The sequence below is a fragment of the Pseudoalteromonas rubra genome, from assembly GCF_000238295.3.
Classification (GTDB): Bacteria; Pseudomonadota; Gammaproteobacteria; order Enterobacterales; family Alteromonadaceae; genus Pseudoalteromonas; species Pseudoalteromonas rubra.
Genome location: NZ_AHCD03000034.1, coordinates 147,759 through 174,216, shown reverse-complemented (window position 1 = coordinate 174,216; position 26,458 = coordinate 147,759). Strand labels below are relative to the sequence as shown.

Below are 26,458 nucleotides of genomic sequence, written 5' to 3'. Positions count from 1 at the left end.
AATGAGCCAGAATTTGGGATTGATCTTGTTAGTGGATGACAATGAGGATGATTATGAAGCCACACTCCGCAGCTTACGTAAAAACCATTTACTGAACCCTGTTCACTGGTGCAAGTCTGGGGGAGATGCCAGAGATTATTTATATCATCAGGGTAAATACACAGATGATGACTCTGTGCGTCGCCCAACGCTGATGCTGTTGGATCTCAATATGCCTGGGTTAGATGGAAGGCAATTATTGAGGGAATTAAAAGCAGATCGGGATATGTGCGCGATCCCCACGATAATTCTAACCACTTCCAACGACCCAAAAGATATTGAAGAGTGTTATACCCTGGGTGCAAGCACCTTTATTCAAAAACCGGTTGAGTTTGAAGGGCTAACAAAGGCCATACAAACAATGAAAGATTATTGGTTTGGTATTGCTCTGTTGCCAAAAAGTGATGAGGCGAACAATGGATAAACGCCATGTCCTAATTATAGATGACAGCCCTGATGATATTGAGCTGATAGAAAGGTCACTCGGGAAAGTGGCAGATTTATGTTATCAAATCGACTCTGCAACCCAACCTGATGAGCTGTGGCAGTGCCTTAAAAAGTCACACTATGATTGCCTTCTCATTGATTACCACCTGCCATCAACCTCTGGCCTGGAAATTCTGAAAAGTGTCAGGAAGGAGTTCGTTTGTTTGCCTGTGGTTGTGTTAACCGGGCAAGCCAATGAGTTACAAGCTGCAAACCTGATTAAGGCGGGTGCACAGGATTACATTAATAAAGCCCGCATCAGTGGCCAGCGCCTTCATGAGGTGATATCTGAAGCCATTGCCCGTGTTCAGACTGCGTCTCCGAGAAACCTTTTACCGGGAACTCAGTGTAATGTTTTGATCATAGATGATAACCCAGATGACATAGAGTTTTGTGTACGCAGCCTTAAGCGCAAATCCAAACGTTATCGTTATCAGAGTGCCTCTTCAGGTGAAGAAGGGCTGTCACTGATAGAAACGTTTTTGCCAGACTGCGTGATATTAGATCATTCACTTCCCGGTACCACCGGAGTTGACTTTCTTCCGCAAATTCTGAGTGTTTATCCGCACCTTCCCATCATCATTATGACGGGGCAGGGTAATGAGCTGATTGCCGTAGAAGCAATGAAACGGGGAGCAGAAAATTACCTGATTAAATCAGAGCTTGATGCGGATACGTTAGATAAAAACATCACAGCGGCAGTCCGCAAGAAACAGCTGGAGCATGAATTATCAAAAAAAGAACGGGTTTTGACAAAAAAGCAGCAAGAACTCAATGATGCCTATGCATTTCAGGACCTCGTATTTGACTCATTACCTGACTATGTTTTTGTCAAAGATCATGAATTTAGGATTGTGCGGGCAAATCAGCCGTTTCTGGATTTATACCCTGATAAAAGTAAGGTTATTGGTTACACAACAGTAGAAGATTACCCAGAGGATGAGGCTGACGCTTTTTTGGCAAAAGATCGGGAGGCCTTTGATGTGGGTTTCAGCGAAACACTCGAAACCATTACTTTTCCCAACGGAGAAGTACATATTCTTTCTACCCAGAAAAAGCGATTTGAAAACGCATCAGGGGAAGTGTTTATACTCGGGGTTGCAAATGATGTAACAGAGCGAGAAACCACATTAAGGGCATTACAAAAGTCCAATTATGACCTTGAACAGTTTGCCTATGTTGCATCTCATGATTTGAAGTCACCGCTCAATGGCATTAAAAAGCTGGTGAGCTGGATTGAAGAAGATCATCATGACGAGCTATCTAAAGAAGCCTTACAGCACTTTACGATGATAAAGAGCAGAGTTGACCGTATGAGCCGGCTTCTGACGGATTTACTGGAATATGCGAGGGTCAATACCAAACTCTCTGATAACGAGTCTGTTAATTTTCATGAGATTTGTCACTACCTACATGGGTTGAATGAGTTTAATGACGATTTTGTTTTGAAGGTGCCTGAGGTTGAGGTACAGCTTCCGAGGGTTGCATTGCAGCTTGTTATGATGAATCTGATTGGTAATTCCATTAAGCACCATGACAAGTCAACTGGGCAGATTGAAATTGACATCCTTCCTTGTCCCGGCGGGTACAACCTCACAGTTACTGATGATGGGCCAGGCATTGCACCCGAATACGCAGACAAAGTCTTTGAAATGTTTCAAACATTACAGCCCAGAGACGAAGTGGAAGGCAGCGGTATGGGGCTGGCTATGGTCAAAAAGGTGGTGGAATATTACTCCGGCCGAGTTGCGCTTGATACAAATTATGTGGCTGGTTGTAAGGTCGCACTTTTTTGGCCATCTAAAGACAATACTTTTAATCTCTGTAAACAGGTTGGGGTAACCGTATGACGATAGACGCCAATCAAGTCACTCTGTTTGTTGTGGAAGATGACGATATTGATTTTATGACCATTAAGCGCAGCTTTAAGAAAATGAAAATTGTAAACCCATTAGTCAGAGCGAAAGATGGGCAGGAGGCGCTGGAACAACTTGAGGCAAATATGATCCGCCTGCCATTCATTATGTTGCTGGATTTGCAAATGCCAAGATTGTCGGGTTTGGAGCTGCTTGCAAAGTTACGCCACAGTGCGCAGTTAAAAGACACCGTGGTGTTTGTGCTGACCACGTCAGCAGATGAACGAGATATTTTTGATAGTTATCAACACAATGTAGCAGGTTACTTCGTTAAAGATGAAGTAGGAAAGGAGTTTTTAGAAGTGCTTTCACTGCTTGATGGGTATTGGCGCATCGTCCATATGCCGGGAGAAAAGCAATGAAAATGGAAGACATCAAAGTCTTGTTGGTAGACGATGATGTGATTGAAAGAAAGTCACTTAAAAGAGAGCTAACACTTAACCGCTGCGAGTATCACGTTGTCGAAACCTCGACAGCGGAAGAGGCGTTCGTTTACTTAGACAACATGACGTTTGATGTCGTGATTATTGATTACCATATGCCAAAAGTGAGCGGTATTGAGGCCGTAATTCGTTTGCGCAATATGCCTACGTTGAAACACACGGCAATTGTCATGGTAAGCAACAACAGTGATGAAGCACTCATGCTTGAGTGCATTAATGCAGGAGCCCAGGACTTTTTATTAAAATCAGAAGTGACAGAAAGTCAGTTAACCCGGACCATTTTGCAGTCCAGGCAACGTCATGAACTGGAGCAGCAGCTTTATGAAAGCTATCAGGAGGTTAAAAACCTGGCTGAAAGGGATAAGCTCACTGGTCTGCATAACCGTTACTACTTTGATGAAGCACTGGTTCAAATGCTGGCACATCAAAAACGTCATCCCGATGAACTCACCGCGGTCATGTTGTTTGACCTCGATAAGTTTAAGCATATCAACGACACCTTTGGTCATGAGATGGGGGATAAACTGCTTGTTGCTGTCGCTGATCGGCTACTTAAAGCGCTAAGGGGAGATACGCTGTTTGCACGCTTTGGCGGTGATGAATTTGTGCTTGCGTGTTCTCAGCTACGTTCAATCAGACACGTAAAGGGTCTCCTTAAGCGGTTACTTAAGACATTTGAAACAGCATTTGTTGTTGATAAGCATGAACTTTTTTGTTCATGTAGCGTAGGAGTGGCTATCGCGCCGGCAAACGGCGAATCTAGTGAAGAGCTACTCAAGTTAGCTGATATCGCTATGTATCGGGCTAAAAGGTCGCCTCAACTACAGTATTGCTTCTTTGAAGACAATATGCAGGAAGCTTTTTTGAGCAAGTATAAGATAGAGTCAGAGCTCAGACACGCGATTGAGCATGATGAGTTTGTGTTGCATTATCAGCCTATTATAGATATGCAGAGCAAGAGAGTGGCGGGCGCAGAAGCGCTCATTCGCTGGCCACAAGCGTTAACAAGTAAAAATCCGGGAGTGTTTATTCCTGTCGCTGAGGAGTCAGGGCTGATACAAGCGATTGGTAAGTGGGTGCTTCAGCAGGCATTTAAAGACCTTAAAAAAAGACTACGAGAAGGTGATTCTACGTATGTTTCCGTTAATGTATCTCCATGCCAGTTGTGTGAAAGCAGTTTTTTTTCTTATGTAGAGTCTCTTATAAAGCAATATAAAGTGCCGGCTTCAGCGCTCGTATTCGAAGTTACAGAGACTGCGCTGCTGAGTGAAGATACTGTTACGCTGAATACTCTGAACAGCTTGCATGAGCTGGGTATTCGAATTGCTTTAGATGACTTTGGAACTGGCTTTTCCTCTATTTCACACTTGCTCTCTTGTCCGATAGACATAGTCAAAATCGATAAATCGATTATCCAGAATATTACTTGTCCAAATTCAAAGCATAAGAATATGCTGGAAGGGCTGACGTATTTATTAAGTCAGTTAAACATCAGCATCATTGCTGAAGGTATAGAAACCCAAGAGCAGTCCGCTTTGTGCCAGCGGCTTGGTATTAAGCTGGCTCAGGGCTTTTTGTATTATCGCCCGGCGAGTGACGTTGAGCTGCAGTCGTTGCTGAACAATACCATTGAACAGTGATGGCAAATTTGTTGTCAGATTTTCTCACAGAAGCTGCACTTGGCGGGTAAACAGGTCACAAGTTTCGCAAATATCGACTCTGAAAATGGATCTGTCATTCTTCAACGTCGTGCCTGTGAGCGCATAGGGTTGGTAAAAAACCTTCAGGCAATAACGAAAGCGCAATTCAACCAGAATCAAATCGCGCTTTGTAAGGAATTGGCTGTTTATCTAGCTATAAGCTAAGCAAGACCTGCTGATCAATAACACTCGACCGCAACGGTATTCCAGGTATTTGGGCTGCCGTCGACGTATTTGTTACAAATGCCTTTGGCAAACAGGTTTTCCAGATGATAGCCAAAGCTGGTGAAGTGGACCAGGTTGCCAAAGAAGGGGAACTGGCCGTAGAATTTCAGCTCGGCGAGCATGTCGTCGAGGTTGTAATTCGTTTGCTCTGCGATAAAGCCCTGATCAATGGCTTGCAGATTGATGATAGTTGGATCCGGGAAGCCGGGGACTACGACATGCAGGTATTCTTCATCGTATTGACCGTCGTAAAACTTCACTGTTTTCATCATTTCTGTTGGTGACAACTGAGTCATGGCAAGTCTGTAGTCGGTGACTTCGAACACTTCCCGCGTCAGATTACGGTTCACCTGGATTTTGCCTGGCAAAATATCATGCAATGCGCGCATTACGCCTTGCTCATCATCCGTGACGCTTTGCGCCAGTGCGTAGTCAGGGAATCGGGCATTGGTGAAACGCTCATAAGACTCTTTAACCATACCCATAAAGAAGGCAACCGTTTGCTGGCGGGCGATGATGTGCGCCTGTTCTTCGGTGACCGTTCTGGACATGAGTAATGCCGCTTTTTTACCCGTATAGAAGCTGACCAGGTTCTGGGTGATTGAATACACCGCGGCATTTGACGAGTTTTTAGGGTTACCGCCCTGATGAATGCGGGTGCCATCGGCGTAATCAAAAATCGTGCTCAGGTCGAAACGGCCGTTTTCTTCATTTTCGCGGGTGGCGGTATTCCACTGGAATAAGTCGTGAGAGGCAAGCCCCATAACACCCACATCAACCACACGGATTGGCTTCTTAGCAAAGGCTGGCAAGGAGCACAGCAAAAGCAACAGGACAGAGAGTATTTTCATTTTGTAATGTTTCCTTTTGTGCAAATGAGAATCATTATTGTATTGCGTTTTTCTGTGTGGATCAATCTAAGTGCCTGAGTAAATGCGAAGTTAATTACGCTTGAGGTGTAAAGCTTAGCAACCGCTTGTCTGGCTTTGGGTTTTTCTCTCCCGGTCATTAAAAAGCCTTAAAAGCGTCATGTCATTCCAATAAAACCTTAATTGAAATAAAGGTTTGTCGAAATCCAGGTGTCATTTTTTATCACTAATGTGTGCTGCGAAATTTTTTACTCACAGGTCTGTCTGTGCGGATCCCGGGTGTAAAAAATCATTAACAAAGACAAAAACAATAATGAGATTTCGGAGACGTAAAATGAAAGCTAAGCATGCGCTGTTATGTGCACTGGTGCTGAACAGTACACACAGCATGGCCGATTCACTGAAAGTAATGGCATACAATATTATGCAGCTCAATGTGCAGGACTGGGATCAGGAGAACCGGGCGGAGCGTTTGCCTTCTGTACTGGCCTCTATGAGCGATAGCCCGGATGTGATTTTGATCAGTGAAGCTTTTAACAGCGATGCCGAACAGGCACTGGCTGAGCTTTCTGCACTTTACCCTTATCAGACGCCTAATGTGGGTCTGGACTGTAGTGGCAGCGGTTGGGATGGCCTGACCGGTAACTGCTCAAACAGTCCGTTTGTGATCCGTGGCGGCGTGGTGATTTTGTCTAAATACCCGATTGTTACGCAAAAAGCCCATGTGTTTGAAAACAGTCTGAATGGCAGCTGGGATTATCTGTCAAACAAAGGTTTTGCCTACGTCGAAATCGAGAAAGACAGTCAACGCTATCACCTGATCGGCACGCACTTGCAGGCAACCCACGACGGCGACACCGCTCAGGAGCACCGTGTGCGTATGGGTCAGTTAAGTGAAATTCAGTCGTTTATCAGTGCCGAAAACATTCCGGCCAGCGAGCCGGTTATCATTGGCGGCGACATGAATGTTGAGTGGAGTAAGCAAGATGAAGTGGCCGATATGCTTGCAACCTCACGTGCTGAGTTAAATTTTGAGACGCCTGAGGTTGGCTCATTTCCGGCAAAATACAACTGGTTTACCAAAGCCAACGCGTACTACTTTGATTACAGTCTGGATTACAACGACACGCTGGACTACGTTTTCTGGCACCGCGACCACAAGCAGCCAACTAACGCACCAAGCATGGCGGTACGTTACCCGAAAGCAGAGCAAAACTGGTACTGGAGCTACCTGCGTGGCAACTGACGTTTAAGCGACGGCCGTTACTATCACAATGGCTACTATAACGAACTATCAGATCACTACCCGGTACAAGTTAACTTTGAGTTTTGATCTGTTTGTCAGGATATCGTTGAAGTCAAAAGCCATATTTGAAATACTCAATCTAACGAGGTATACAATGAATAAGTTCACGCTCTTAACTATGTCTATTGCCTTTTCTGCTGCGTGCAGTGCAGATATCCTGAGTTCTCCAAATCAGGTCAAAGTAACCAACAAATCATCTAAAGCCATTACGTCGGCCTTGTTGTCATATAACTCTAGTTTGCCCGCAGTGCCTGATACACCAATGGTTGTGGGCGAGTTTAAGGCGGTAGGCAAGCAGAAATCATCTAAAGAAGTAGAGGTGCAAGTAGGCAAGTTAGGGGACTATTGGGGACTAATCGTTCAGTTTGAAGATGATGACACGCATTATGTGTTAACGGGCGTGACAACTGTTACCCCTTACAAGGAGTGTCGAACGCCCGGGGATGGCTCAACAGAGTTTATCGTCAGTGATAATCTGGCAGTTAAAATTAAAACCTACAATGGTTCGGACTTTTCAGACTCAGATGGTGATTGCCAGGGATCTCTATCTACACTTGGCACTTTAGGAGTCAAGTGGGGCGCCATTTTGTCAAAATTGCTGTAATTTAGGCAATGTGATAACCAGATTCGGCTGGTTAATCCAAAAGAACAATGACCAGAGTATGCAGCCTGCGGCTCTTCGTGGGGACGCATTTTACCTAAACCACATCAGCCATCCCGAAGGCGTCATTCTGGATGGCTATTTTGTCCTTTAAATCTGTGTGATTCAGTCCTCAGTGTGCGTCCGTTCAGCGATCCGCGCCTTCAATGTTTGTACAAAACTCCGTGATACCGCACATAAATACGCATAAATACGCATAAATAAATACGCAGACACCCAGCGTTATATGTTCCTTTTATGGGTCTTTAGTGGGTGACTGCGAGTGCTATGTAGAGTAAAGAAGTGATAAACCAAGAGAGTTGACACTCATAGGTGAGGAATTTCAGCTCGAACCGTAGTTATCAAAAATACGCACAAATACGCAGACACCCAGCATTATACGTTCCTTTTATGGGTCTTTAGTGGGTGACTGCGAGTGCTATGTAGAGTAAAGAAGTGATAAACCACGAGAGTTGGCACTCATAGGCGCACAAATACGCAGACACCCAGCATTATACGTTCCTTTTATGGGTCTTTAGTGGGTGACTGCGAGTGCTATGTAGAGTAAAGAAGTGATAAACCACGAGAGTTGGCACTCATAGGTGAGGAGTTTCAGCTCGAACCGTAGTTATTTGGTATTTTGGGGCACAGATAAGTGCAGCCAGAGTGCGACGGTCATAACTTGAAGTCAGGACAATGGCAATATTAACCTAATAAGCGTTCACAATTAGCCAGATTAGGTCGTCGCTTTTTTTGCAGGTGTTCACAAAATTCAGTCACAGCTTGCAGTCTGCCGACTGCACCGTGGAATACTTTGGTAAATCGTGTGGTGAGCTTTAGCCAGTTTTCAGGCTCTATTTGCAATCTGGCGAGGATAGCTTGGGTATCGCAGATGTAGCCTCGCTTGTCTGCGCGAATGCATCGACCAGTGAGCTCAACCAGTTCAATGTAGTATTTAAGTTCAAAGGGCAGTCCTTTAGACATGTTTTGTCTTGGGTTTCCAGCAAAGCGCAGAAGGCTATTTGGTTGTTTGCCATGCTGTGCGTGTTCAATGCGTTTTTTGATACTGGTGAACTCAGAAGTTTCCGGTGTGTTGGCCATTTTGGCCCGAATAGGGTTGAGGTCAACATAGGCCATGCAGGCGGCAAGGGCAGCTTCATCGAGCAATGCCTGAGACTTAAACCGGCCTTCCCAGAACCGACCTTTACAGCCATCTTCTTTATTGGCTCGGCGGGCAATGTCTTCGTTGAGTACGCGCATAAACCAGCTGATGCTTGCAAGTCTTTCGCGGTATTTGTCGATAATATCGTCGAGCATAATGCGTTCTGACGGGGTGAGTTCGTTACCTTCCACGAATTTGTGTGTCAGCCGATTTCCCTTAAACAACTTGTGCCATCGGATAGCGATTGCTTTGTCGGATAGTCGATTGGCTTTTGTGTCATCAACATACATAACAATGTGAGTATGGTTACTCATCACAGCGTAAGCACAGATATCAATGCAGAAAATACGTGCCAGCAGAAGTAGTTTTTCTTCAACCCACCCTCGGCGATGTTCATAAGATTGGCCTGTTAATGGGTCTTCACCGCATAAAAAGGCACGCCTTACGCAGCGAGAGATGCAATGGTAGTATTTCGTGTCAACTAAGCTGACCTGGCTTTTCCGTGCCGCTGGCATTGAGTTCGTCCTTATCCTTGGAGCAGATTAACAGCATAGGCGATGGAGGGTATGAAAGACAAGTTTTTGGTTGGGTGTCTGCTATTCGTGCTTTGTCAGATAGTCGATTGGCTTTTGTGTCATCAACATACATAACAATGTGAGTATGGTTACTCATCACAGCGTAAGCACAGATATCAATGCAGAAAATACGTGCCAGCAGAAGTAGTTTTTCTTCAACCCATTCACGGCGATGTTCATAAGATTGGCCTGTTAATGGGTCTTCACCGCATAAAAAGGCACGCCTTACGCAGCGAGAGATGCAATGGTAGTATTTCGTGTCAACTAAGCTGACCTGGCTTTTCCGTGCCGCTGGCATTGAGTTCGTCATTATCCTTGGAGCAGATTAACAGCATAGGCGATGGGGGGGATGACAGACAAGTTTTTGGTTGGGTGTCTGCTATTCGTGCTTTTGGTTGGGTGTCTGCTATTCGTGTCTGCTATTCGTGCTATTTGGTTGGGTGTCTGCTATTCGGTTGTCTGCTATTCGGTATGGCGCTTGTGCATCGGGTTCGGCGCTTTTAATAGCTTGGCTGTTGGTGCAACTGATTAGACAAAACAGTGCTGTGTATCTATCATTTTGACTTAATACTAAACTTATGGTTCCTTTAGTATTGGGGGACTGTGTTCTCCAGACGAACCAGACGAATCGACGTTGCAGGTTTACATATGTTTGAAATGTCCGAGTTTGAACAAATATTTTCAAGAATAGAGAATTGGTCTGCACGTGTAGACAGCCTGGAGCGTATTGTAGGCGAATGGCTTTATACTTACTTCAAAGAGCACAGTGAAGTAGAAGATATGTGTGAGGAGTATTTCAATGGTGATAGAGAAGATGAAGCTCATAAGCAAAGGATTCGAGACGCAAATCAATTACTTTTCGAGAAGTATTGGTGTAACCAATCGGAATATTACAAGCCAAATTGGTTTTCTAATATCAGGTTATATACTTGGGAAAAAGTGAGTCATATCGAGGTCTTACAAAACCATGATCCAGACAACTGTGTGATTATGTGTAAGTACATTTACGATGGTGTTCCTTATGGTTTATTGTTAAGGCTCATAGATAACAGTTTATTTGTTGAGCACTCTTTTGATCAATGAACCTAACATACCTTAGGCCGCTTTTTTGGTTCTCCTAATATGACCTGTTTATCATATTACGCTTTGAAAACGAGGTTGGATTGAATGGCTGGCCTCATAGCCACATAAAAACCTGTTACAGGGCCCCAATCAGTTGAGTAAAAGGAGGGTCAATAGTTGCCTTGTTGGCCGTGATGAGTTGATAGCTGCTGGCATCAATATTTACCTCCTGACTAGCTTTTACACTATTTTCAAATGCTCCCAAGTTAAAACTTGCCCAAACGCTTTCTCTGCCTGGATGGTACTAGACTCATGAAAAAGCTACTGCTTTATTTAATTCTTCTCTCAATAATTATTACAGCACTCTTTAAGACTACTTCTTATTGGCCTGAAACTAAGGTGAAACATTTAGTCTATGTTTACATTTACTCACATCAATATATTGATGCAATGAAGGAAGTTGAGAAAAAAGGATATGTTTCCATACAATGGTTGGGTAAATCTTCACTAAGAGAAGAGAGTTCGCTAGCTTGGGTAGCCGGAGAACCTAAATACAAAAAAGTGGACAAGCCGGACTTAAGCAGAATTGTCAAGCCATTTGAAGATTCAGCTATTCATGCTCTCTGGCTACAAAATTATAGAGGGGCGTGGTTAGTTAGGAAAGCTTTTTCATACAAAGGTGAAAACGGTATAGGTGAAGGTATGTATGCGTTTGGTAACGTAAACCCCAAAGATGTTTGTTTACCCAATACTCACTGTGTAGAGCACCTTTTTGGTCAGTGGTACGTTATAAAAAATTAGTACGAAAAACTCAATATATACGGCACAGTGTGTGCTTAAAAGAGCATAATCGTTATTTCTAACTGAGAAGGCTGTGGGATGCTTGATGAAAAAGTTATGATCCATGGGCAGGTATGGCTTTGTTCTGATATTGAGAAAGAAGTATCTTGGTGTAAAGCCTTGGTTTGGGATTACCAACAATACCGAAAAGAAAATGACCATGAACACTGTGCAATTTGTTATTGGACTATTTTTAAAACTCACGATGTGGCTTCAGGCTTCGCATATAGTGCAAACGGTCATTGGATCTGCCAAGAGTGCTTTGATTATTTTATAAAGTAAGGCAACCAGAAAAGGGTTAAAGTCTGTGTCGAACCCATTTGCTCTAAAACCATGGATACTTGATAAGTAGGAAATAGCCAGGCCTAATAATGTGCAATATAACGGTTGTGTGGGTAAGCCTGCTGAACGTGTTTTCAGGTAAGAGCCGATATGGCTAGAGGCATACGTAGGTTCGATGCAGCGATGCTATAAAAAAGGAAATATGGACGGAATATTCAAACATAATGTCGTTAATCTAGTAATTTCAACATTGGCTATCTTATGCGCTTACTGCATCGAACTGGGTGGTGTTTTGTTTTGGTTTGGGGGGCTGCTAGTTATTCCTGCAATCGCCGTTTGGTTTCAGTTTAAGTTTGCGCTCGGTTGTTTCAAGCTTCGCCTTAGTGTTGCGGTTGCACCTTGGCTAGTGCTTTGCCTGTCTGGGTTACTTTGGGCTTCAAAAGCGAGTCATGACGGTCAACGAGCAATGAATATGCTCTTTTTTGAGATGCCCTTGTATTCTATTTTGATTGGAGCTTTGGTCGTAACAACCAGGTTTATTTATAAGAAATTCAGAGAAAGAAGTTAGCTTCTTTATAACGTGCAAAGAAAGGCCTGACTTCAAGAGGCACAGCACAGCGAGTGATTCGTAATTTTATCCCTAAGTTAGAAACTGTTTGCGCTTTTTTGACATTAATCTGTGTACCGATTTTTGGTTGATTTACGCGGGGTTGCTCCAATCATGGGTTGGTTTAACTACGCTGTTGTCCACATCACACTCGAGATTTATCTCCCACGCTTTGCCCGGTGGGTTATCCGCTCCTTTAAAGTGTGGATAAAACTACGTGAGACAGGAATTTGTACATCTGTTCCCGCAAGCAGCACAAAGTGTTTGCGGGCCTGGTATTTAAGCGCTAATAGCTGCGCGGCATTAATGATGTAGCTGCGGTGCAGCCGGTAAAATTGTGACTCGGGCAAGTGACTGCAAAAGCCATCCAGCGTTTGCTCAGAAATAATAGTCTCGGTGTTGTGAATCTCTGCCCCGGGTTGGGTCAGGTGCACCCGCCGATAGCGGCCAATACTCTCAATGTAATTTATGTGGTCAAATTCAATGATCTTTTGCTGTGCATGATCACTGAGCGTCAGGCACGCTGTGGAGCCCGATGGCTTAATCTGAGTCTGCTGACGAATGATTTTGCCTATGCTTTTGGCAATCAGCTCCGGCCTGGCGGGTTTGACTAAGTAATCGATGGCATTGGTGTCAAAGGCTTTCAGTGCGTATTGTTCGTACGCGGTCATAAAAACCAGCTGATACTGTAAATCCTGCGTCGCTTTGGCGACATCAAAGCCATTGAGCTCTGGCATTTCAATATCCAGAAACACAATATCCGGGCGCTTAAGCATGATCTGTTCAATGGCGGATTTGCCATCGGCTGCCTCGGCAACAAGGGTGAGCTCATCAAAGCCACTGATCACTTCTTTCAACTGTTGTCTGGCTGCCTGTTCGTCGTCGACGATGATCACGGTTTTCTTAGTCATACACGGCTCGGTTTGGTTATCGGGGTAGCTGGATAAAAGCACTGGTGCCTTCATCGCAGGAAACCAGTCTGAAACTGGCAGCGCCCCGATAATGCAGATTCAGGGTTTCACGAATAATGCGCAGTCCCTCGCCCTGACTGAGCTGGGTGTCATCAAAAGGTGCGCCCGTATCCTGCACTTCAATCAGCAGGCTATGCTCCGTCGTTTCAGTAATGATACTGATATGGCCTGCGCGTGCGTAGGGGGCAATGCCATATTTCACGGCGTTTTCAACAATCGGCAGCAACAGCAAAGAGGGGACCGGCAGCGGGTCGAGTTCACCCGGGCAGTCCAGATCAAATGTTAGTCGATCGGCGAACCGTTTTTGTTGCAACACAAGGTAAAGCTCCACCAGTTTGAGTTCCTGCTCAAGCATAACGAATTGCTGCTTGGCCAGTTCAACTGTGTGGCGTAGCAGATCACTCAAATCGTAAATCAGCGCTTTTGCCTTGTGCGGGTCTTGAGTAACTTCACTGGCGATCAGGTTAAGCGTGTTGAACAAAAAGTGTGGATTCGACTGCATTTTTAGCATTTGTAGTTCAGCTTGTTGTGCCTGTAGCTGCGACTGAAAGTGATAGATTTGCTGCTTGAGCATTAGCATGACCGCAATGTAGACCAGGGTCTCAAGTAACATAATCACTATGGGCAAAAAGGTCACCTGGGTCACTGCATTGCTGGTGGGCAAGCTGACGATAGGGCCAATCAGGATGTACAGCAGAATGATGGAAAACGGCCTGAGCAGCCAGATGTTATGACGACACCACGCAGGTAAAAACTGGGCGGGCAAAAACCGCGCACAGATTGACTCACACAGGTTAAACAGCAGGTAGCCTGCACAAAACCCGCTCCATATTTTCACTATCACCTGAGCAAACAGGGTCAGCGTAAATATATCGAGCAGCAACAACACACAGGACAGCAGCAAGATATTGAACCAGGGCCAGATCAGTAAAAATATCCAGGCCTGGGTGGTGCTTTTGTTATAAAGCCCGGTCTGGCTCGCTGTGGTAGGTGCTGTATTCACTCGATGATCCACTCGTTGTTGATAGGGTAAATGGTACAAGCAAATTTGCCTGGATGAAACGTTGCCACGACACCATTGGCGCAGACTTTTACACCATCTGCACGCAACAGGCTGGGGCGGCCAATTGTGCGGTGTTATTCCTATGTCCCGGTAAGACAAGTCATTGTCATCTGATACATAAGGAAAACAAACATGGTTTACAACATCCGATCATCACAATTCAAATTAAAGCAGTCAGTTATGACTTTGCGTAAGGTCATTGGCGTATGCCTGTTCAGTAGCATACTGGTGGCCTGTAGTGACAACGATGATGACACGGCCAGTGTTGAAGAAACGGTCAGCGCAGACACTCCGGCAGAAACGCGGCCGGCAAGCGGACCGCTCAGCGAGGCCTGTCTGGAGGCAGAAATGGTGCCTTCAACCACCAGCAAAGGCGTGGAGTTTATCCGCACTCCGGATGCGTGTTTTGATGCGTTACCTGGTTATGACTTTGCAGCGAATTATCTGGATATTGAAGGGCTGAGGCTGCATTACGTTGACGAGGGACCAAAAGACGGTGAAGTGGTACTCATGCTGCACGGCCAGCCGAGCTGGTCGTACTTATATCGGAAAATAATCCCGATACTGGCTGAGGCCGGCTATCGTGTGATTGCGCTTGATAATATGGGTATGGGTAAGTCAGATAAGCCTCTTAATGTGGCGGTGCATCAGTACGAACATCACGTCGCCTGGACCAAGGCGTTTATTAATCAGCTACAACTCACCGATATCAATTTGTTTGTACAAGACTGGGGCAGCCTGATCGGGTTGAGAGTGGCAGGGAATATGTCTGAGCGCTTTGCCAGAATCGTCGTCGCAAATGGGGATATGCCCATAATTCCGACTGGTACTAACCCTTATCACGTGCCTAGCTTTGAGATAGATGAGTCTCAACCAGCAGATGCCAGCACCTTTTTTGATAACCGTTCAAGCGATCGCGTCGAAGGGTTTCAGCAATGGATCGATTATGCCGCCAGTGTGCCGGAGCTGATGGCGGGGGATGTGGTGCAAAAGCTCTCTGCAATTGAACTGACTGAGGCCGAAGTCACCGCATACAATGCGCCTTATCCCAATGTGCAGTACAAAGCGGCTATCCGGGCGTTTCCTTCCATGCTCTCCGGCATAGAAATGCAAACTTTACCGGCATGGCAAACGCTGGGCGCTTATCATAACCCGTTCATGTTCAATGCAGGCGAATATGACACAGGACTCGGTAGCGAAGCCAATCAGCGCAAGTGGGTGGGTCATGTACCAGGTTCTGACGGGGTAGATCACAGACGCTTTCAGGCCGGGCACTTTATCCAGGATGATGTAGGTGAGGACCTGGCGCTGCATGTGTTAGATTTTCTGCAAACGACTGCGCCACAGGCACCGCTGGTCACGGGTGGGCCAAGCTACAACATGCGGTATTGTGAGATCTTATTGCCTTATCTGCAAGATGACAAAATAGTTGCTCAGGTGTGGGGTACGCCGGGCGTGGATATGTGTCGTCAGGCTCAGTGGGATGCCATTGACTTTGAAGACGTTGTCGCAGAATACGGCGCACTGACTGCGATCCCTAACGGTCCACGTTTTTTTGTGGTGGACGAAAGTCGCGGCGCGGAGGTGATAGCGCAAGAGGCTGAAACGCAAATTCGTCAGTTCGGTGAGATAAACATGCGTTTATTAACCACCGCTGATCTGAGCGCTGCGCAGGGCGAGCAACTTCCTTACGTTGCCGGTGAGGTGTCGAGAAGCAATACCTGGCACTTCTATAAAGGCAGACGCATTTATGAGCTGACCGATAACACAGGTCAGGTTTTTGTGATGCAGTCGTTCAGCCGCATTTCGGACGCTTCATTGCAAATGGATGACTTGGCAAACCTGGGAGATCGGCTCACGCTGCCTGAAGGCTGGACGTTTTCCAGTCGTATCCTGACGGAACCGCTGGATATGACGCCCGCAGAGGGCATTGCTTATGTATTGCAGGATGAATTAGGCAATAGTTATCAGCTGGTGCAGTAGTCACCCCGGTCACCTCTTCGCACGCGGAGGTGACTGCTCTTCTAACGTGTCTGAATTGCTTCTCGCGCATTAGCGCGGTTGTAGTTTAGGGTAAAGTTCCACATAATGATGTGGCTAATTTTGGAACGATTATGCTGCGCATGTTTGCCAAACGCACAGATATAAAACAGCCAGCTGAGTACTGATGTTTACAAGGGCCATATGAACCGTTTTATTGATTTCACAGAGCTTAAAGTGCTGATCTTTATACCGCTCCTTGTTTACTTCACTTGTGCCATTGCTGAGGTATTCTTCTGGATAGCGGCATATGACTTTATGTACACCAATAACTTTACAGACGCTGAAATGGATGAGGCAATCATTAGCTCTCCTTTGATCATTGGTGTCCTTCTGTTCATTGTTGGCTTTTTCAATATGCTCACCGCTTATCTAGTGGCAGGCTATTTGAAAGGCAATTTCGTAAAGTCTGCGGTGTTGATAATTATTGTGGTCGAAGTGATTGATGTGCTTGTCATGTATGTTTTACCAGCCGACGATATCGTCTATCCCCTCTGGCAAGATATGGTCTTTTTCGCGGTTGGCTGGGGAGCGATTGTACTTGGTGCATGGGCAGCGTGCTATAAGCGCGAACGACAAGCCAAACTGAGTTGAGATGCGTAAAGCGCTCGGCCTGGCTGGCTGCTTGTATTATTTTAATTGAGATTGGCTAGTTTGGACCAGTCATTGGGTTTTCGTTGTTCAGGTAAAAATTAAAGAGTCAGGTCAGGATGGAACTACTTACTTTAGCCATAGTTATTACCGCATTTATCTGTATTTTTACTCTTGAGGTCATTGCTCCCGCGTCTAAAAACAGCTGTGATCGTCGTTGGATGATCCTTGCCTCGGGTATCAGTTTATTTCAATCGATCAGTACGGTCGGTGCAGGCCTGATTTTTGTTGATTTATTCAGCACTGTGTCTTTACTGAGTTTTAGCAGCGAAAACATGTTCCTGCAGGGTTTGCTTGGTTTCTTACTCACCAGTTTTGTTGCCTATTGGTGGCACAGAGCTATGCACAAGTTTGACTTGTTGTGGCGTGTCTTTCACCAGCTGCATCACAGCCCCAGACGTATTGAAGCCCTCACGTCTTTTTATATGCATCCTTTTGATGGCGTTGCTGCCACGTTTTTGAATGCCTTGTGTTGTTATTTTATTCTGGGCCTGGATGCCTATGGGACTGCTGTAAGCCTGATCATTGCGGCTTTGTACAACATTTACATACATGCAGATCTGAAAACGCCATACTGGCTGGGTTTTGTGTTGCAACGCCCTGAAATGCACAGAGTTCATCATAAATATATGCATCATAAGCAAAATTACGGGTTAGCTATCTGGGATCTGTTGTTCGGCACTTTTTCTAATCCAAAAGCGTATATCCGGCAGGTTGGTTTTGATGAAACACGTGAAAACAGAGTTTACGACATGCTCAAGACCAAAGATGTCTATAAGTCATGACTTGTGATCGACAGTGTCAATGCACTCAGTGATAATGCACTCAGTGATTCATGGCGGTTGATTGAGCACGCGCAGAGCGTGCTATTTAGTTTCGTTTTTCTTATTGTGATTTTCATCCTGCATTGCGTATTGCAATAACGCAATTGTGAAAAACAAAACCCCTTTAAAATCAGTGTTATAAAATTGGCCTCATGCTTGCAATCTCTCTAACAGAAAATCAAAGCGTTGGAGAGTCACATGAAAAAGATATTGTTCGGAGCCTGCGTATTTTCCGCAGGACTATCAGCCGCCCCATTCGACACATGCCCGTCAAAAGCCTTTTTGGTGCAGGGCAACACAGCAACTATGTATGGGGTTAACCTGGTTTCGGGTTCGTACACTACGTTTGCTGAAAATGTGGGTACTAACAACAAGCTTAATGGCATCGGGTTTAGTGTTCACGACCGTTACATTTACGGCTGGGATTACAGCAACAAAGACATCGGTCGGGTGGGAAAAGATTACGTTCTCGAGCCCATCATGACGTCGGGATTCCCCGATACCAATTTTTACGTGGGTGATGTCGCTATTCACGAGAATGCATTTTATGTTTACAAGAAAGGTAGTAGCTTAGGCCTGTATCGTGTATCGCTCGATGAAAACAGCGATGATTATTTGCAGGCAGAGCGCATCATTGATGGTAGCGCGCTGAACCTGAATATCTTTGATATGGCGTTTGCACCAAATGAAAATGCCAGCCTGGCGTACAGCGTAGACAGCAATGGTAATCTGCACCGCATTGATGTTTCAAACGGCACCAGCACCAATCTTGGTAATGTGGGCCAGTCAGGGACCTTCGGTGCCGTCTATTTTGATGTGGAGAGCAACTTTTACATCAGCAGAAATCAGGATGGGCATGTTTATAAAATAGATATAAACGATACAAATAATACCCAGCTTTTCGCGTACGGTCCGGTTTCCAATACTAACGACGGCGCACGCTGTGCAACAGCCCCGATCATTGATGATACAGAAGATCCAACCATAGACTACGGCGACGCACCGGATAGCTATGGCACCTCGCTTAACGCTAACGGCGCGCGTCATAATGTGGGTGACTTATTTTTTGGTCAGAGTATCAGCGCAGAATACGTACCCAAAGCCACAGACGACGACAACGGCATTAGCTTTTTAACTAACCTTGAAACAGGCTATGAAACGCTGGTTTCGTTCACGCTATCGAAATCCGGATATGTGAATGCCTGGATTGACTGGAACAGTGATGGCCAGTTCCAGGAGTCAGAGCGTGTGATCAGTGAGTACCAGGGGGTTGCCGGTGAAAACCGTGTGCTCATTCCTGTGCCTGTTGATGCTGTTGCGGGCAGCACCTGGGCCAGATTCCGGGTCTCGAACACCAGTGATATTGCACCACAGGGCGGGATTGATAACGGTGAAGTGGAAGATTTGAATGTCTCTGTTGTTGCCAGCAGCCTGTTCCAGAACTCGACCTCGTGGAAAACCGCTGCGTTTGAAGATTTATGGCCGCAAAAAGGTGACTATGACTTTAATGACGTGGTAGTGAGATATCGTGTGACAACCAGCCAGATTGGTAACCAGGTTGTGCGCTACAACATTGAAGGCGCGCTGATCGCAGTTGGGGCCGGTTATCACAATGCCTTTGCCATTCGTTTAAAAGACATTGCCCGTAAGCATGTGGATGAAGCCCAGGTTGAACTGACCGTTGACGGCACGTTACAGGATGGCAGTCCGCTGGAAGCCAACCGAAATGAAGCCATTGTCGTTATCTTTGCCGATACCAGAGAGATGGTGCCAGTGCAGCCAGGCTGCAAGTTCTTCAGAACTGAAACCGGCTGTAGTGACATCCAAAGAGCGCCTTATTCGTTTGAAATCAGCATTCCGCTCGCGACCAGTTACAACGCGAATGTGGCGACCAACAGCAAAGTTGACCCGTTTATCTTCGCGGTAGATGGTCATTACCATGGGCCATTCGTAGACCAGAACAACGGTCGAGGCTGGGAAGTCCACCTTAAAAATCATGCGCCAACCGAAGCGTTTGACAGCAGCTACCTGGACCAGGGCGATGACACTTCATCAACCAACGGTTACTTCCAAACGTCAACGGGTTTGCCCTGGGCACTTATCATTAACTCTCAGTGGGACCACCCAATGGAGCGCGTTGATATGTCACTTGCGTATCCTCAATTTGTGGAATTCGCCCAGTCAGCAGGCGCACAGAACGCAACCTGGTTTGAGAATCCAGTATCCGACTATCAATACACCATCAGCAACGCAGCGCAAAACTAGGAGAGCATCATGAACAAATTAATCGTAACGCTAATGACACTTTTACTGACAGCATGTGGTGGTGGTGGTTCTGAAGGCAGCAGCAACAGCCAGTCGACCGGCAATACGGCCCAGGCCAGTGTAACGAATACGACGCAAACGCAATCGAATAATCAGGTTCAGCAAGATAATGTAACCGAACAGCAAGCGAGTAGTACCGAAGAGCAGGTAGCTGAGGAGCAACCTGCGGAAGAGGCCCCGGTTGGTGAAGGTATGGAGGCTGTGGTTGTAGATGGCGGGTTTGATTTCCAGACGGATGTGCCGGTCACTGTTTCAGTTGCACCCGATGTGGTTAATGGTCGCGCCTACATCAATGTATGTCAGCAAGATGCCGCGCTCATCAACGAAGAGACGTGTTTTTTGAGAGCGCCAGTTGATAGCACCGGATTAACGGTTCAGATTGAACTGCCGCACTCGGAGCAAAAGTTAAAAGCCGAAATTTGGTATTACAGTACTGACGTTGAGCCGCTTGTGTACAGCTGGGAATTTGATGGCACTCAGCAGCAACAAGCGTGGACAATCAACTAATCAGTATGCATGAGCAAGATTCGTGGTGACTCACGATAGTCCAACGTAAAGCATATCTCAGCAGTGAGGTATGCTTTTTTCTTTGTGTCAAACGTGTGCGACCTGATGTAGTTATGCTGAGCGCCGCAATCTGCTGGTGTTTCTGGTCTTCTGTTATATGTACCTTAAATCTATTAAGCCTTTCTTGCTGGTGTGGCAATGTAAGATCAGCGGCATTCTCAAAATCAAAACAGTCTTGAAGAGTGGTACAGCAGGTGTTAGTTTGAATTTTATACTTACAATGCGTTATTGCAGTGGTGGTGTATGCTTGCTCAAGCAGTGGCGTGAAACCAGCAAGCTTTCAAATAACCTGCTATGGGCTGATCATGTTTAGAGTTGTTTTGGGCACAGTGATATTGGTTGTTTTATTATTCTGGAGTGTGTCCCTGGCCGTTTTGCCAAATTCTGTGTGGTTAATTAAAGGGCTCACAAAAAAGCAGCCAGAACCTGAGTCACCTATTGAGTATGTGGTTGCATTGGTACCAAGGGATTTAGCCAAATTTAAAATTGAACATTTAGAGAGCGATTGCTTTTTTTACATTGATGGGCAAAGGATCAGTTACCTGTCAATCCTTGTCGACATCATATTTGATGCCTTTCGTTTGGACTCGTTTGAGCTGGATAAAGTTGTATCTAAACAACTTGTGTTAATGTTCAAAGAGCAAGGTTGCAGTTTAAACGTGCATCACCCCGCAAATGGATTGGCGCCCATTCATTCTGCCTTGTTATCCGGCTATTTAGATCATGACTATCTGATGCGACTGATTGAGCTTGGTGCTGATGTTAATCTGCCCATTAAACATGCTGACTTTCATTCGCATGGTGGGCGCACAGGGCTTGAACTTATCAGACTGATAGTTGCAAACAACAGAAGTACTCATCCGGCCTATTTTAAGCGCTTGTTGTTAGAGTTAGAAGCACGTAACCAGTCATTAAGTCGGGTTGAGGCTTCGCGCTTAGACTGAGACTGATGTTTCGTAAATTGAATGTATAGCAAAGGAGGCACCTTGAAAACCGCAATAGAGATACCGCAATTACCCGAGGACTCATCGCTGGCGAAAATCTCACACATAAATGTGAACGAAGGTCAGAGGGTTGAGGCAGGGCAGGCACTTTTTGAGGTGGAGACCGACAAAGTGATATTAGAAGTTGAAGCGCCACACAGTGGTGTTGTCGAGGGTTTGAATATCAGTCTGGGGTCTCACGCAGAGCCAGAGCAAATCACCATGTATTTGAGAAGCCCAGTGCCCGGAGAAACGCTTACTGAGAGTAAAGAGGTCAGTTATCGCGAGGTCGTAATTGAGAAAGCCGTCAAAGATGATTCGGGCAGGATCCTCCTGGAGCAAGTGATAGGAGAGCGTTTGTTTGATAAACGCGGGCTTATATGTGGCGCCATTGGTTGTGTATTTGGTGTATTAGTTGGTGTGGTTGGTACTTATGTGTTGATGGGAGCGTGAGTTAATCATCTCAGTCGGCGAATGACGAACGGATTTCCTCTGCCATTCATTCTGGCCTGTTATGCTTGATAGGCTGGGTGTGGCTGTGCAGTCGCGTTGTGCGAGCTTTAACTTGGCGTCAGATCTGGATTAGGCTCACGGTATATGAAAGACCAAGGTAAAGGAGAAGAAGATGTCATATGTAGATTGTTTTGTCGCAGCAGTACCGAATGACAATAAAGAAAAATACATTGAGCACGCAGAAGTATCTGCATTGGTGTTTAAAGAGCACGGTGCATTGGAAATTGTAGAAAATTGGGGTGATGATGTACCGCAAGGAGAAGTGACTTCTCTGCCTCTGGCGGTTAAAGCTCAGGACAACGAGACGGTGATCTTTTCGTGGGTAGTCTGGCCATCTAAAGAGGCACGTGACGCAGGTTGGAGTGCCATTATGGAAGATCCAAGAATGTCTGCGGAAAATAACCCTATGCCATTTGATGGCAAGCGCCTAATCTATGGTGGGTTTAATACGATACTTACCGCTTAGTTGTCAGGCAAACAGAGCATGCAAAGCACTTACACTGTGAACCCTCTGCACTAACTAAGCTAACTGACTGTTTCGCAGTGTAACCTTGAGTGTTGTGGTATTGTCTGAGCTTAAATTTGTGATTGGTTGGGGGAAACTGAAACGTATGAAAAATCAATATCATGGCTCGTGCTTGTGCGGACAAGTTACCTTCTCTGTCTCCGGTTTCAGCACCAGAGTGGCCAATTGCCACTGTACTATGTGCCGTAAATTTCACGGCGCTGCTTTTGGTACTTTAGTGTCCGTGACTGATTTAAACTGGTTATCGGGCAAAGCATGTTTAAAAGAGTTCACAGCGCCCAATGGCACCACGCGTACTTTTTGTCATATCTGTGGCGCCAGTCTTGGTTTTCGAAGTAAAGGCGTGCCACCAGAAGACATAGAAATCGCCATATCCACATTCGACACAGATATTCCAGTGAAAGTGGATGCACAGATATTTACCAGCAGCAAAGCGAACTGGTGTTCGCTACAGGCAGATATTCCAACCTTTAAAAACGCCCGAACGTGATTCTGTGTGTAAAACCGGCCATGTGATTTCAGCTGGCCGCATTCAGAAGCATTGCTGTGGTCTCTTCAAAGTGCGCCAGTTTATCAACCTTCAGCCCGTTGCTGGTGAGATATAAATAATCGTTGAACAGGCGCACTAAACTCCAACATACCACGCGTTTTTGTAACGCGACTTGTTCCGCCGGACACTGAGTGTAGAGCGCAATTGCACGGGCTTGCAGGGCAGAGTTAACAATGGGATCCTGGCCATGCCAGTTGATCAGGGCTAAGTCAAAAGCCGGGTCGCCGAAATGTGCACGCTCCCAGTCAATCGGAACAAGCTGCTGAGCGGGTGTCGCAATCAGGTTGCCCGGGTGGAAGTCGCCATGGTTGAGTGTAAAAGTGCTGAGGGTATTAAAGAGACTCTGGCGATTTTGCAAAATTGTGCTCAGCTTGCCATAGATATCCATCATTTTGGCGCGTTGAGAGGTGCGGCTGCGGAAATATCGCCAGATGACCCTAAGTTGGTTGGCCGGGTTCAGAGTGAGGCTGGTGGGGGAGCTTACTTTACCATGGTGTGTTGCTGTGATCTGATGGATAGCTTTGAGCAAGAGGATTGCCTGCTCAATACTGAGTTGTGCCCAGCTCGTTGTGGTTGTCCCTTCGATATAGGGGCGAAGCAGCATCTGGCTGGCGATATCTAAGTGTACTAGCTTGATTGGTAGTGCAAAACGCGTGTTTACGAGCAACGAATAAACGTTTGCTTCGGTGGCGAGTCCACTTTGATGTCGGCCAAGTGAGCGTTTACATACCCATTGGCTGCCGTCGGCGCAGATCAGTAAGGTATTGTCGTGGGTCAGGCCACCCTGGAGTGGCCTTTGACTTATGAGACACTGTTTTAATGTGCCTGGTGAATCTAATTGCATAGTCGAGGCGGACGATTATCGTGAATCCGGATGGGTCCACTGATAGGCTTGCATCGGTGGGTCCAGTTCGGTTTTGGCCAGCGCATTGGTAAAGTTGGAGATGAGTTTAGCAGCCAGGCCGGTTAGTACTTCCAGTGCCTGCTGTTTGCTGTATCCGGCATTCAAAAAGGCTGCCAGCGCGTCATCGCCAATATGCCCCTGTTTGGCCAGCAGTGCTTTTACAAAATCCTGCAGTGCCTGAAGTTTACTGTCTGGCAAGGGGGTGCCTTCGCGCAGTGCGGTGATCAGAGCATCGGGCATGCCGGCAGATTTCATCATCCAGGTATGACCGGGAACACAATAGTGACAGTTATTTTCGTAGTTGGCGGTCATAAACACCACCTGCTGTTCAACGGCCGACAAACTGGTGTCTTGCATAAAAGCGCTAAAGGTATCGTTATAGGCTTTGTAGGTCACGGCCGACTCTGCCAGCACTTTATGCAGGTTGGGCAGCATGCCAAAACCGGCCAGTGATTGCGCCATGAGCGGTTTAGAGTCTTGTGGTGCAGTGTCGGGCTCATAATAGGTAAACATGTGTTTGCTCCTGTTAAAAGGCGGTTAGTTATGCATACCGCGAATGGGGTAGTTGTTGTCCGGGTCCCGGATCCAGCCAAGACCATTTACCAAGGAAGTCAGATCCGGGCGAACGAAGGGGTTGTTAGAAATATCTGTCACCTGAATGTTTCCGGCTTCATTGACGACAAAGAGCCCGGGCTCGGCAAAGGGGTGATCTGTTTCCTGTGCTGATCGGGGGTCAGAAATAAACAGGCCCAGGGTTTTCATGTCTGCAAGGCGCAGACCATATCCCAGCGCAAACGACACGTTAAGCTGCTCGCTGTGGCTTTGCAGTTGTGCCAGGCTGTCTCCGGATACCGCAACTATGTCGACTTTGATATCAGCCAGCTGATCCTTGAATTGTTCCAGCTTATTCAGGTAACGGGTGCATAACGGGCAGTGGCGACCCCGATAAACCAGCACCAGCTGCCACCTGCCAGCATTGTTGGCCTGTGCCAGTTGACGTGTACTCCCATCGGCCAGATTAACCTGGATGTCCGGAAATGGGCTGCCGGGGTGCAGTTTTTGAGTGTACTGGTTAGTGTGGCTCATGGTGCGTCCTTAAAAGTAGGTGTTTAAATGGGTGTTGAGGCGCGCAAGGTCGCCCTCTATGTCTGCATTTTTCATCACATCGAAGCAGCTAAACGTAGGTATAGACTGCATACCAAAGAACTTAAAGTTCATATGTGCCGGGAGCAGCAAATCGTCCACGCTTTTACCCTCAAAAAACTCATTTACGTCATTAAACGATTCCGCCGGGGCATTAAAAGTGACTGAGAGCATGTAACGCGTATCGCCAAGCGTGCCACCTCGCCCATAATTGGCTTTAGGCTGGTCGGCTGAGCGTCCGTCGCCATTGCACAGGGCACCCCCCATACCTGCGGTATACACCTCGTCCATATACTTTTTAAATGACCATGGCAGACCCATCCAGTTAATTGGAGATTGCAGGATCACGACATCAGCCCAGCGGTGCAGATCCAGTTGGTGCTCAATGTCGAGTGGTTCAGCCATTGTTACCACCCGGGTCTCGAACCCCCTGGTAGTCAGGTGAGAGACCATACTATTAACCAGCGTGGCATTGAGTTTCCCTTCAGAAAAGGGGTAATACTGATGTGCGTTAATGATCAGGGCTTTGTTCATGTTGATTCTCCGGTAGGCTTAATTGCTATCGTGGTTTATAATAGTAACCTGTGACCTTTATTCAATTAGTTTACTTTTGGTAACCACCCTGATTTTGGAGTCCTGACTGTGGAAAGTGTCGTTAAAACAGATAGTAAGGGAAGAAAAAAAGTTTTAAATGCGTGTCTCGAACCCTGTGCCATCGAAAAGGGCATGCGCCTCATCGGCGGCAAATGGACGGGATCTATCATTTATCACCTTAAAGATGAACCGGTGAGGTTTAACGATCTGGCCAGAATGCTCGGCGGTGCCAGTAAAAAGATGATCGATCAGCGCCTCAAGGAGCTGGAATCCCAGGGCATGGTATTACGTACGGTCGTTAATGAACGGCCAGTGGCTGTCACGTATGAGTTGACCGAGTTTGGTCGCTCAGCACTGCATATTCTGGAGCAGCTGCGAGTCTGGTCCGAGTCTCATCAACTCGACTAAGAGAAAAGCATGAACTGGCGATGAGCAAGTCACCAGTGAGTGCGTAAAAAAGCGACATGCCCGGATCCAGATCAATTTTTGTTTATTCAATGTAAATAAATATAGCTTAATTGTTTATTCCGGGTTAATCTTCTTTCGTTCACAGGAAATGAGCTGAATGTGCCTGAAATAGGGCATAGACGAGCGAAAGGAACCGGGAAAACGGTTGTACACTTTTTAGTAGTTAACTTTTAATTATCATTTC

Annotated in this window: 28 protein-coding genes and 1 pseudogene; 20 read left to right on the top strand and 9 right to left on the bottom strand. The window is 46.2% G+C overall.

Going from position 1 to position 26,458, the window contains the following annotated elements; genetic code table 11:
* The first annotated feature begins 1 nt into the window (after position 1).
* From PRUB_RS10045 to PRUB_RS10030, 4 genes are read left to right on the top strand one after another with little or no spacing between them, the layout of a single operon-like run.
* Positions 2–463 (top strand): response regulator, encoded by a 462-nt coding sequence (locus PRUB_RS10045; RefSeq protein WP_010385780.1) that lies wholly within the window; start codon positions 2–4, stop codon positions 461–463.
* Positions 456–2,375 carry a response regulator gene (locus PRUB_RS10040; RefSeq protein WP_010385781.1) on the top strand — a complete coding sequence of 640 codons (1,920 nt, stop codon included), beginning with the start codon at positions 456–458 and terminating at the stop codon, positions 2,373–2,375. Before PRUB_RS10045 ends, PRUB_RS10040 begins: the two co-directional genes overlap by 8 nt.
* On the top strand, positions 2,372–2,803 hold the full coding sequence (locus tag PRUB_RS10035) for a response regulator (protein WP_010385783.1): 432 nt from the start codon (positions 2,372–2,374) through the stop codon (positions 2,801–2,803). The genes PRUB_RS10040 and PRUB_RS10035 overlap by 4 nt, the downstream gene beginning before the upstream one ends.
* Positions 2,800–4,524, top strand: coding sequence for a two-component system response regulator (locus tag PRUB_RS10030; RefSeq protein WP_010385785.1), 1,725 nt, complete (start codon positions 2,800–2,802; stop codon positions 4,522–4,524). Before PRUB_RS10035 ends, PRUB_RS10030 begins: the two co-directional genes overlap by 4 nt.
* 239 nt (positions 4,525–4,763) lie before the next feature.
* Here PRUB_RS10030 and PRUB_RS10025 read toward each other — a convergent pair whose 3' ends face one another.
* Positions 4,764–5,660, bottom strand: coding sequence for a hypothetical protein (locus PRUB_RS10025; protein ID WP_010385789.1), 897 nt, complete (start codon positions 5,658–5,660; stop codon positions 4,764–4,766).
* Between the two features lie 352 nt (positions 5,661–6,012).
* Here PRUB_RS10025 and PRUB_RS10020 point away from each other — a divergent pair, with 352 nt between their 5' ends.
* Together PRUB_RS10020 and PRUB_RS10015 are read left to right on the top strand one after the other, a co-directional pair.
* Entirely contained in the window at positions 6,013–6,924 is a 912-nt protein-coding gene (locus PRUB_RS10020; protein ID WP_010385790.1) for a sphingomyelin phosphodiesterase, read from the top strand.
* 154 nt (positions 6,925–7,078) lie between these two features.
* Positions 7,079–7,588, top strand: coding sequence for a hypothetical protein (locus PRUB_RS10015; RefSeq protein WP_010385791.1), 510 nt, complete (start codon positions 7,079–7,081; stop codon positions 7,586–7,588).
* A 741-nt stretch (positions 7,589–8,329) separates the two neighbouring features.
* Here PRUB_RS10015 and PRUB_RS10010 read toward each other — a convergent pair.
* Both PRUB_RS10010 and PRUB_RS10005 read right to left on the bottom strand, forming a co-directional pair.
* Positions 8,330–9,301: a transposase gene (locus PRUB_RS10010; protein ID WP_198452343.1), complete on the bottom strand. Its 972-nt coding sequence runs from the start codon at positions 9,299–9,301 to the stop codon at positions 8,330–8,332.
* Between the two features lie 88 nt (positions 9,302–9,389).
* Positions 9,390–9,659: pseudogene (locus PRUB_RS10005) on the bottom strand (transposase); the annotation flags it as partial.
* Positions 9,660–10,009: 350 nt separating this feature from the next.
* On the opposite strand from PRUB_RS10005, the gene PRUB_RS10000 reads away from it, so the two are divergent.
* The 4 genes from PRUB_RS10000 (at position 10,010) to PRUB_RS09985 (ending at position 12,113) form a co-directional block, all read left to right on the top strand.
* The gene (locus PRUB_RS10000) at positions 10,010–10,444 is read left to right on the top strand and encodes a hypothetical protein (RefSeq protein WP_010385797.1); all 435 of its coding nucleotides are present in this window, start codon (positions 10,010–10,012) and stop codon (positions 10,442–10,444) included.
* A gap of 291 nt (positions 10,445–10,735) precedes the next feature.
* Positions 10,736–11,224, top strand: a complete 489-nt coding sequence (locus PRUB_RS09995; protein ID WP_010385798.1) for a hypothetical protein — start codon at positions 10,736–10,738, stop codon at positions 11,222–11,224.
* A gap of 78 nt (positions 11,225–11,302) precedes the next feature.
* Positions 11,303–11,545 (top strand): hypothetical protein, encoded by a 243-nt coding sequence (locus PRUB_RS09990; RefSeq protein ID WP_155946285.1) that lies wholly within the window; start codon positions 11,303–11,305, stop codon positions 11,543–11,545.
* A 202-nt stretch (positions 11,546–11,747) separates the two neighbouring features.
* Complete coding sequence (locus PRUB_RS09985) at positions 11,748–12,113, top strand: hypothetical protein (protein WP_010385800.1); 366 nt, start codon at positions 11,748–11,750, stop codon at positions 12,111–12,113.
* Between the two features lie 197 nt (positions 12,114–12,310).
* On the opposite strand, the gene PRUB_RS09980 is transcribed toward PRUB_RS09985, so the two are convergent.
* Positions 12,311–13,063: a LytR/AlgR family response regulator transcription factor gene (locus tag PRUB_RS09980; RefSeq protein WP_040644758.1), complete on the bottom strand. Its 753-nt coding sequence runs from the start codon at positions 13,061–13,063 to the stop codon at positions 12,311–12,313.
* Positions 13,064–13,079: 16 nt separating this feature from the next.
* The gene (locus PRUB_RS09975) at positions 13,080–14,126 is read right to left on the bottom strand and encodes a sensor histidine kinase (protein WP_010385802.1); all 1,047 of its coding nucleotides are present in this window, start codon (positions 14,124–14,126) and stop codon (positions 13,080–13,082) included.
* Positions 14,127–14,366: 240 nt separating this feature from the next.
* Here PRUB_RS09975 and PRUB_RS09970 point away from each other — a divergent pair, with 240 nt between their 5' ends.
* From PRUB_RS09970 to PRUB_RS09930, 9 genes are all read left to right on the top strand, one after another.
* Positions 14,367–16,169, top strand: a complete 1,803-nt coding sequence (locus PRUB_RS09970) for a haloalkane dehalogenase (protein WP_052026414.1) — start codon at positions 14,367–14,369, stop codon at positions 16,167–16,169.
* A gap of 201 nt (positions 16,170–16,370) precedes the next feature.
* Positions 16,371–16,820, top strand: coding sequence for a hypothetical protein (locus PRUB_RS09965; protein ID WP_010385804.1), 450 nt, complete (start codon positions 16,371–16,373; stop codon positions 16,818–16,820).
* Between the two features lie 116 nt (positions 16,821–16,936).
* Positions 16,937–17,662: a sterol desaturase family protein gene (locus PRUB_RS09960; protein WP_010385805.1), complete on the top strand. Its 726-nt coding sequence runs from the start codon at positions 16,937–16,939 to the stop codon at positions 17,660–17,662.
* 237 nt (positions 17,663–17,899) lie between these two features.
* The gene (locus PRUB_RS09955) at positions 17,900–19,966 is read left to right on the top strand and encodes an LruC domain-containing protein (RefSeq protein ID WP_010385806.1); all 2,067 of its coding nucleotides are present in this window, start codon (positions 17,900–17,902) and stop codon (positions 19,964–19,966) included.
* Positions 19,967–19,975: 9 nt separating this feature from the next.
* Positions 19,976–20,533 (top strand): hypothetical protein, encoded by a 558-nt coding sequence (locus PRUB_RS09950; RefSeq protein WP_010385807.1) that lies wholly within the window; start codon positions 19,976–19,978, stop codon positions 20,531–20,533.
* Positions 20,534–20,898: 365 nt separating this feature from the next.
* The gene (locus PRUB_RS09945; protein WP_155946284.1) at positions 20,899–21,537 is read left to right on the top strand and encodes a hypothetical protein; all 639 of its coding nucleotides are present in this window, start codon (positions 20,899–20,901) and stop codon (positions 21,535–21,537) included.
* 42 nt (positions 21,538–21,579) lie between these two features.
* Positions 21,580–22,029, top strand: coding sequence for a biotin/lipoyl-containing protein (locus PRUB_RS09940; protein WP_010385809.1), 450 nt, complete (start codon positions 21,580–21,582; stop codon positions 22,027–22,029).
* Between the two features lie 172 nt (positions 22,030–22,201).
* Complete coding sequence (locus PRUB_RS09935) at positions 22,202–22,555, top strand: DUF1428 domain-containing protein (RefSeq protein ID WP_010385811.1); 354 nt, start codon at positions 22,202–22,204, stop codon at positions 22,553–22,555.
* A 145-nt stretch (positions 22,556–22,700) separates the two neighbouring features.
* Entirely contained in the window at positions 22,701–23,105 is a 405-nt protein-coding gene (locus PRUB_RS09930) for a GFA family protein (RefSeq protein ID WP_021032789.1), read from the top strand.
* Between the two features lie 28 nt (positions 23,106–23,133).
* Here PRUB_RS09930 and PRUB_RS09925 read toward each other — a convergent pair whose 3' ends face one another.
* The 4 genes from PRUB_RS09925 to PRUB_RS09910 are packed head-to-tail and all read right to left on the bottom strand — an operon-like array spanning position 23,134 to position 25,746.
* Positions 23,134–24,009, bottom strand: a complete 876-nt coding sequence (locus tag PRUB_RS09925) for a phosphotransferase family protein (protein ID WP_010385815.1) — start codon at positions 24,007–24,009, stop codon at positions 23,134–23,136.
* Between the two features lie 15 nt (positions 24,010–24,024).
* A complete protein-coding gene (locus PRUB_RS09920; protein WP_010385816.1) occupies positions 24,025–24,582 on the bottom strand; it encodes a carboxymuconolactone decarboxylase family protein in 558 nt (185 codons plus the stop codon).
* Positions 24,583–24,606: 24 nt separating this feature from the next.
* Entirely contained in the window at positions 24,607–25,155 is a 549-nt protein-coding gene (locus PRUB_RS09915) for a redoxin domain-containing protein (protein WP_010385817.1), read from the bottom strand.
* A gap of 9 nt (positions 25,156–25,164) precedes the next feature.
* The gene (locus PRUB_RS09910; RefSeq protein WP_010385818.1) at positions 25,165–25,746 is read right to left on the bottom strand and encodes an NAD(P)H-dependent oxidoreductase; all 582 of its coding nucleotides are present in this window, start codon (positions 25,744–25,746) and stop codon (positions 25,165–25,167) included.
* A gap of 108 nt (positions 25,747–25,854) precedes the next feature.
* On the opposite strand from PRUB_RS09910, the gene PRUB_RS09905 reads away from it, so the two are divergent.
* Complete coding sequence (locus PRUB_RS09905) at positions 25,855–26,214, top strand: winged helix-turn-helix transcriptional regulator (RefSeq protein WP_010385819.1); 360 nt, start codon at positions 25,855–25,857, stop codon at positions 26,212–26,214.
* Positions 26,215–26,458: the final 244 nt, after the last annotated feature.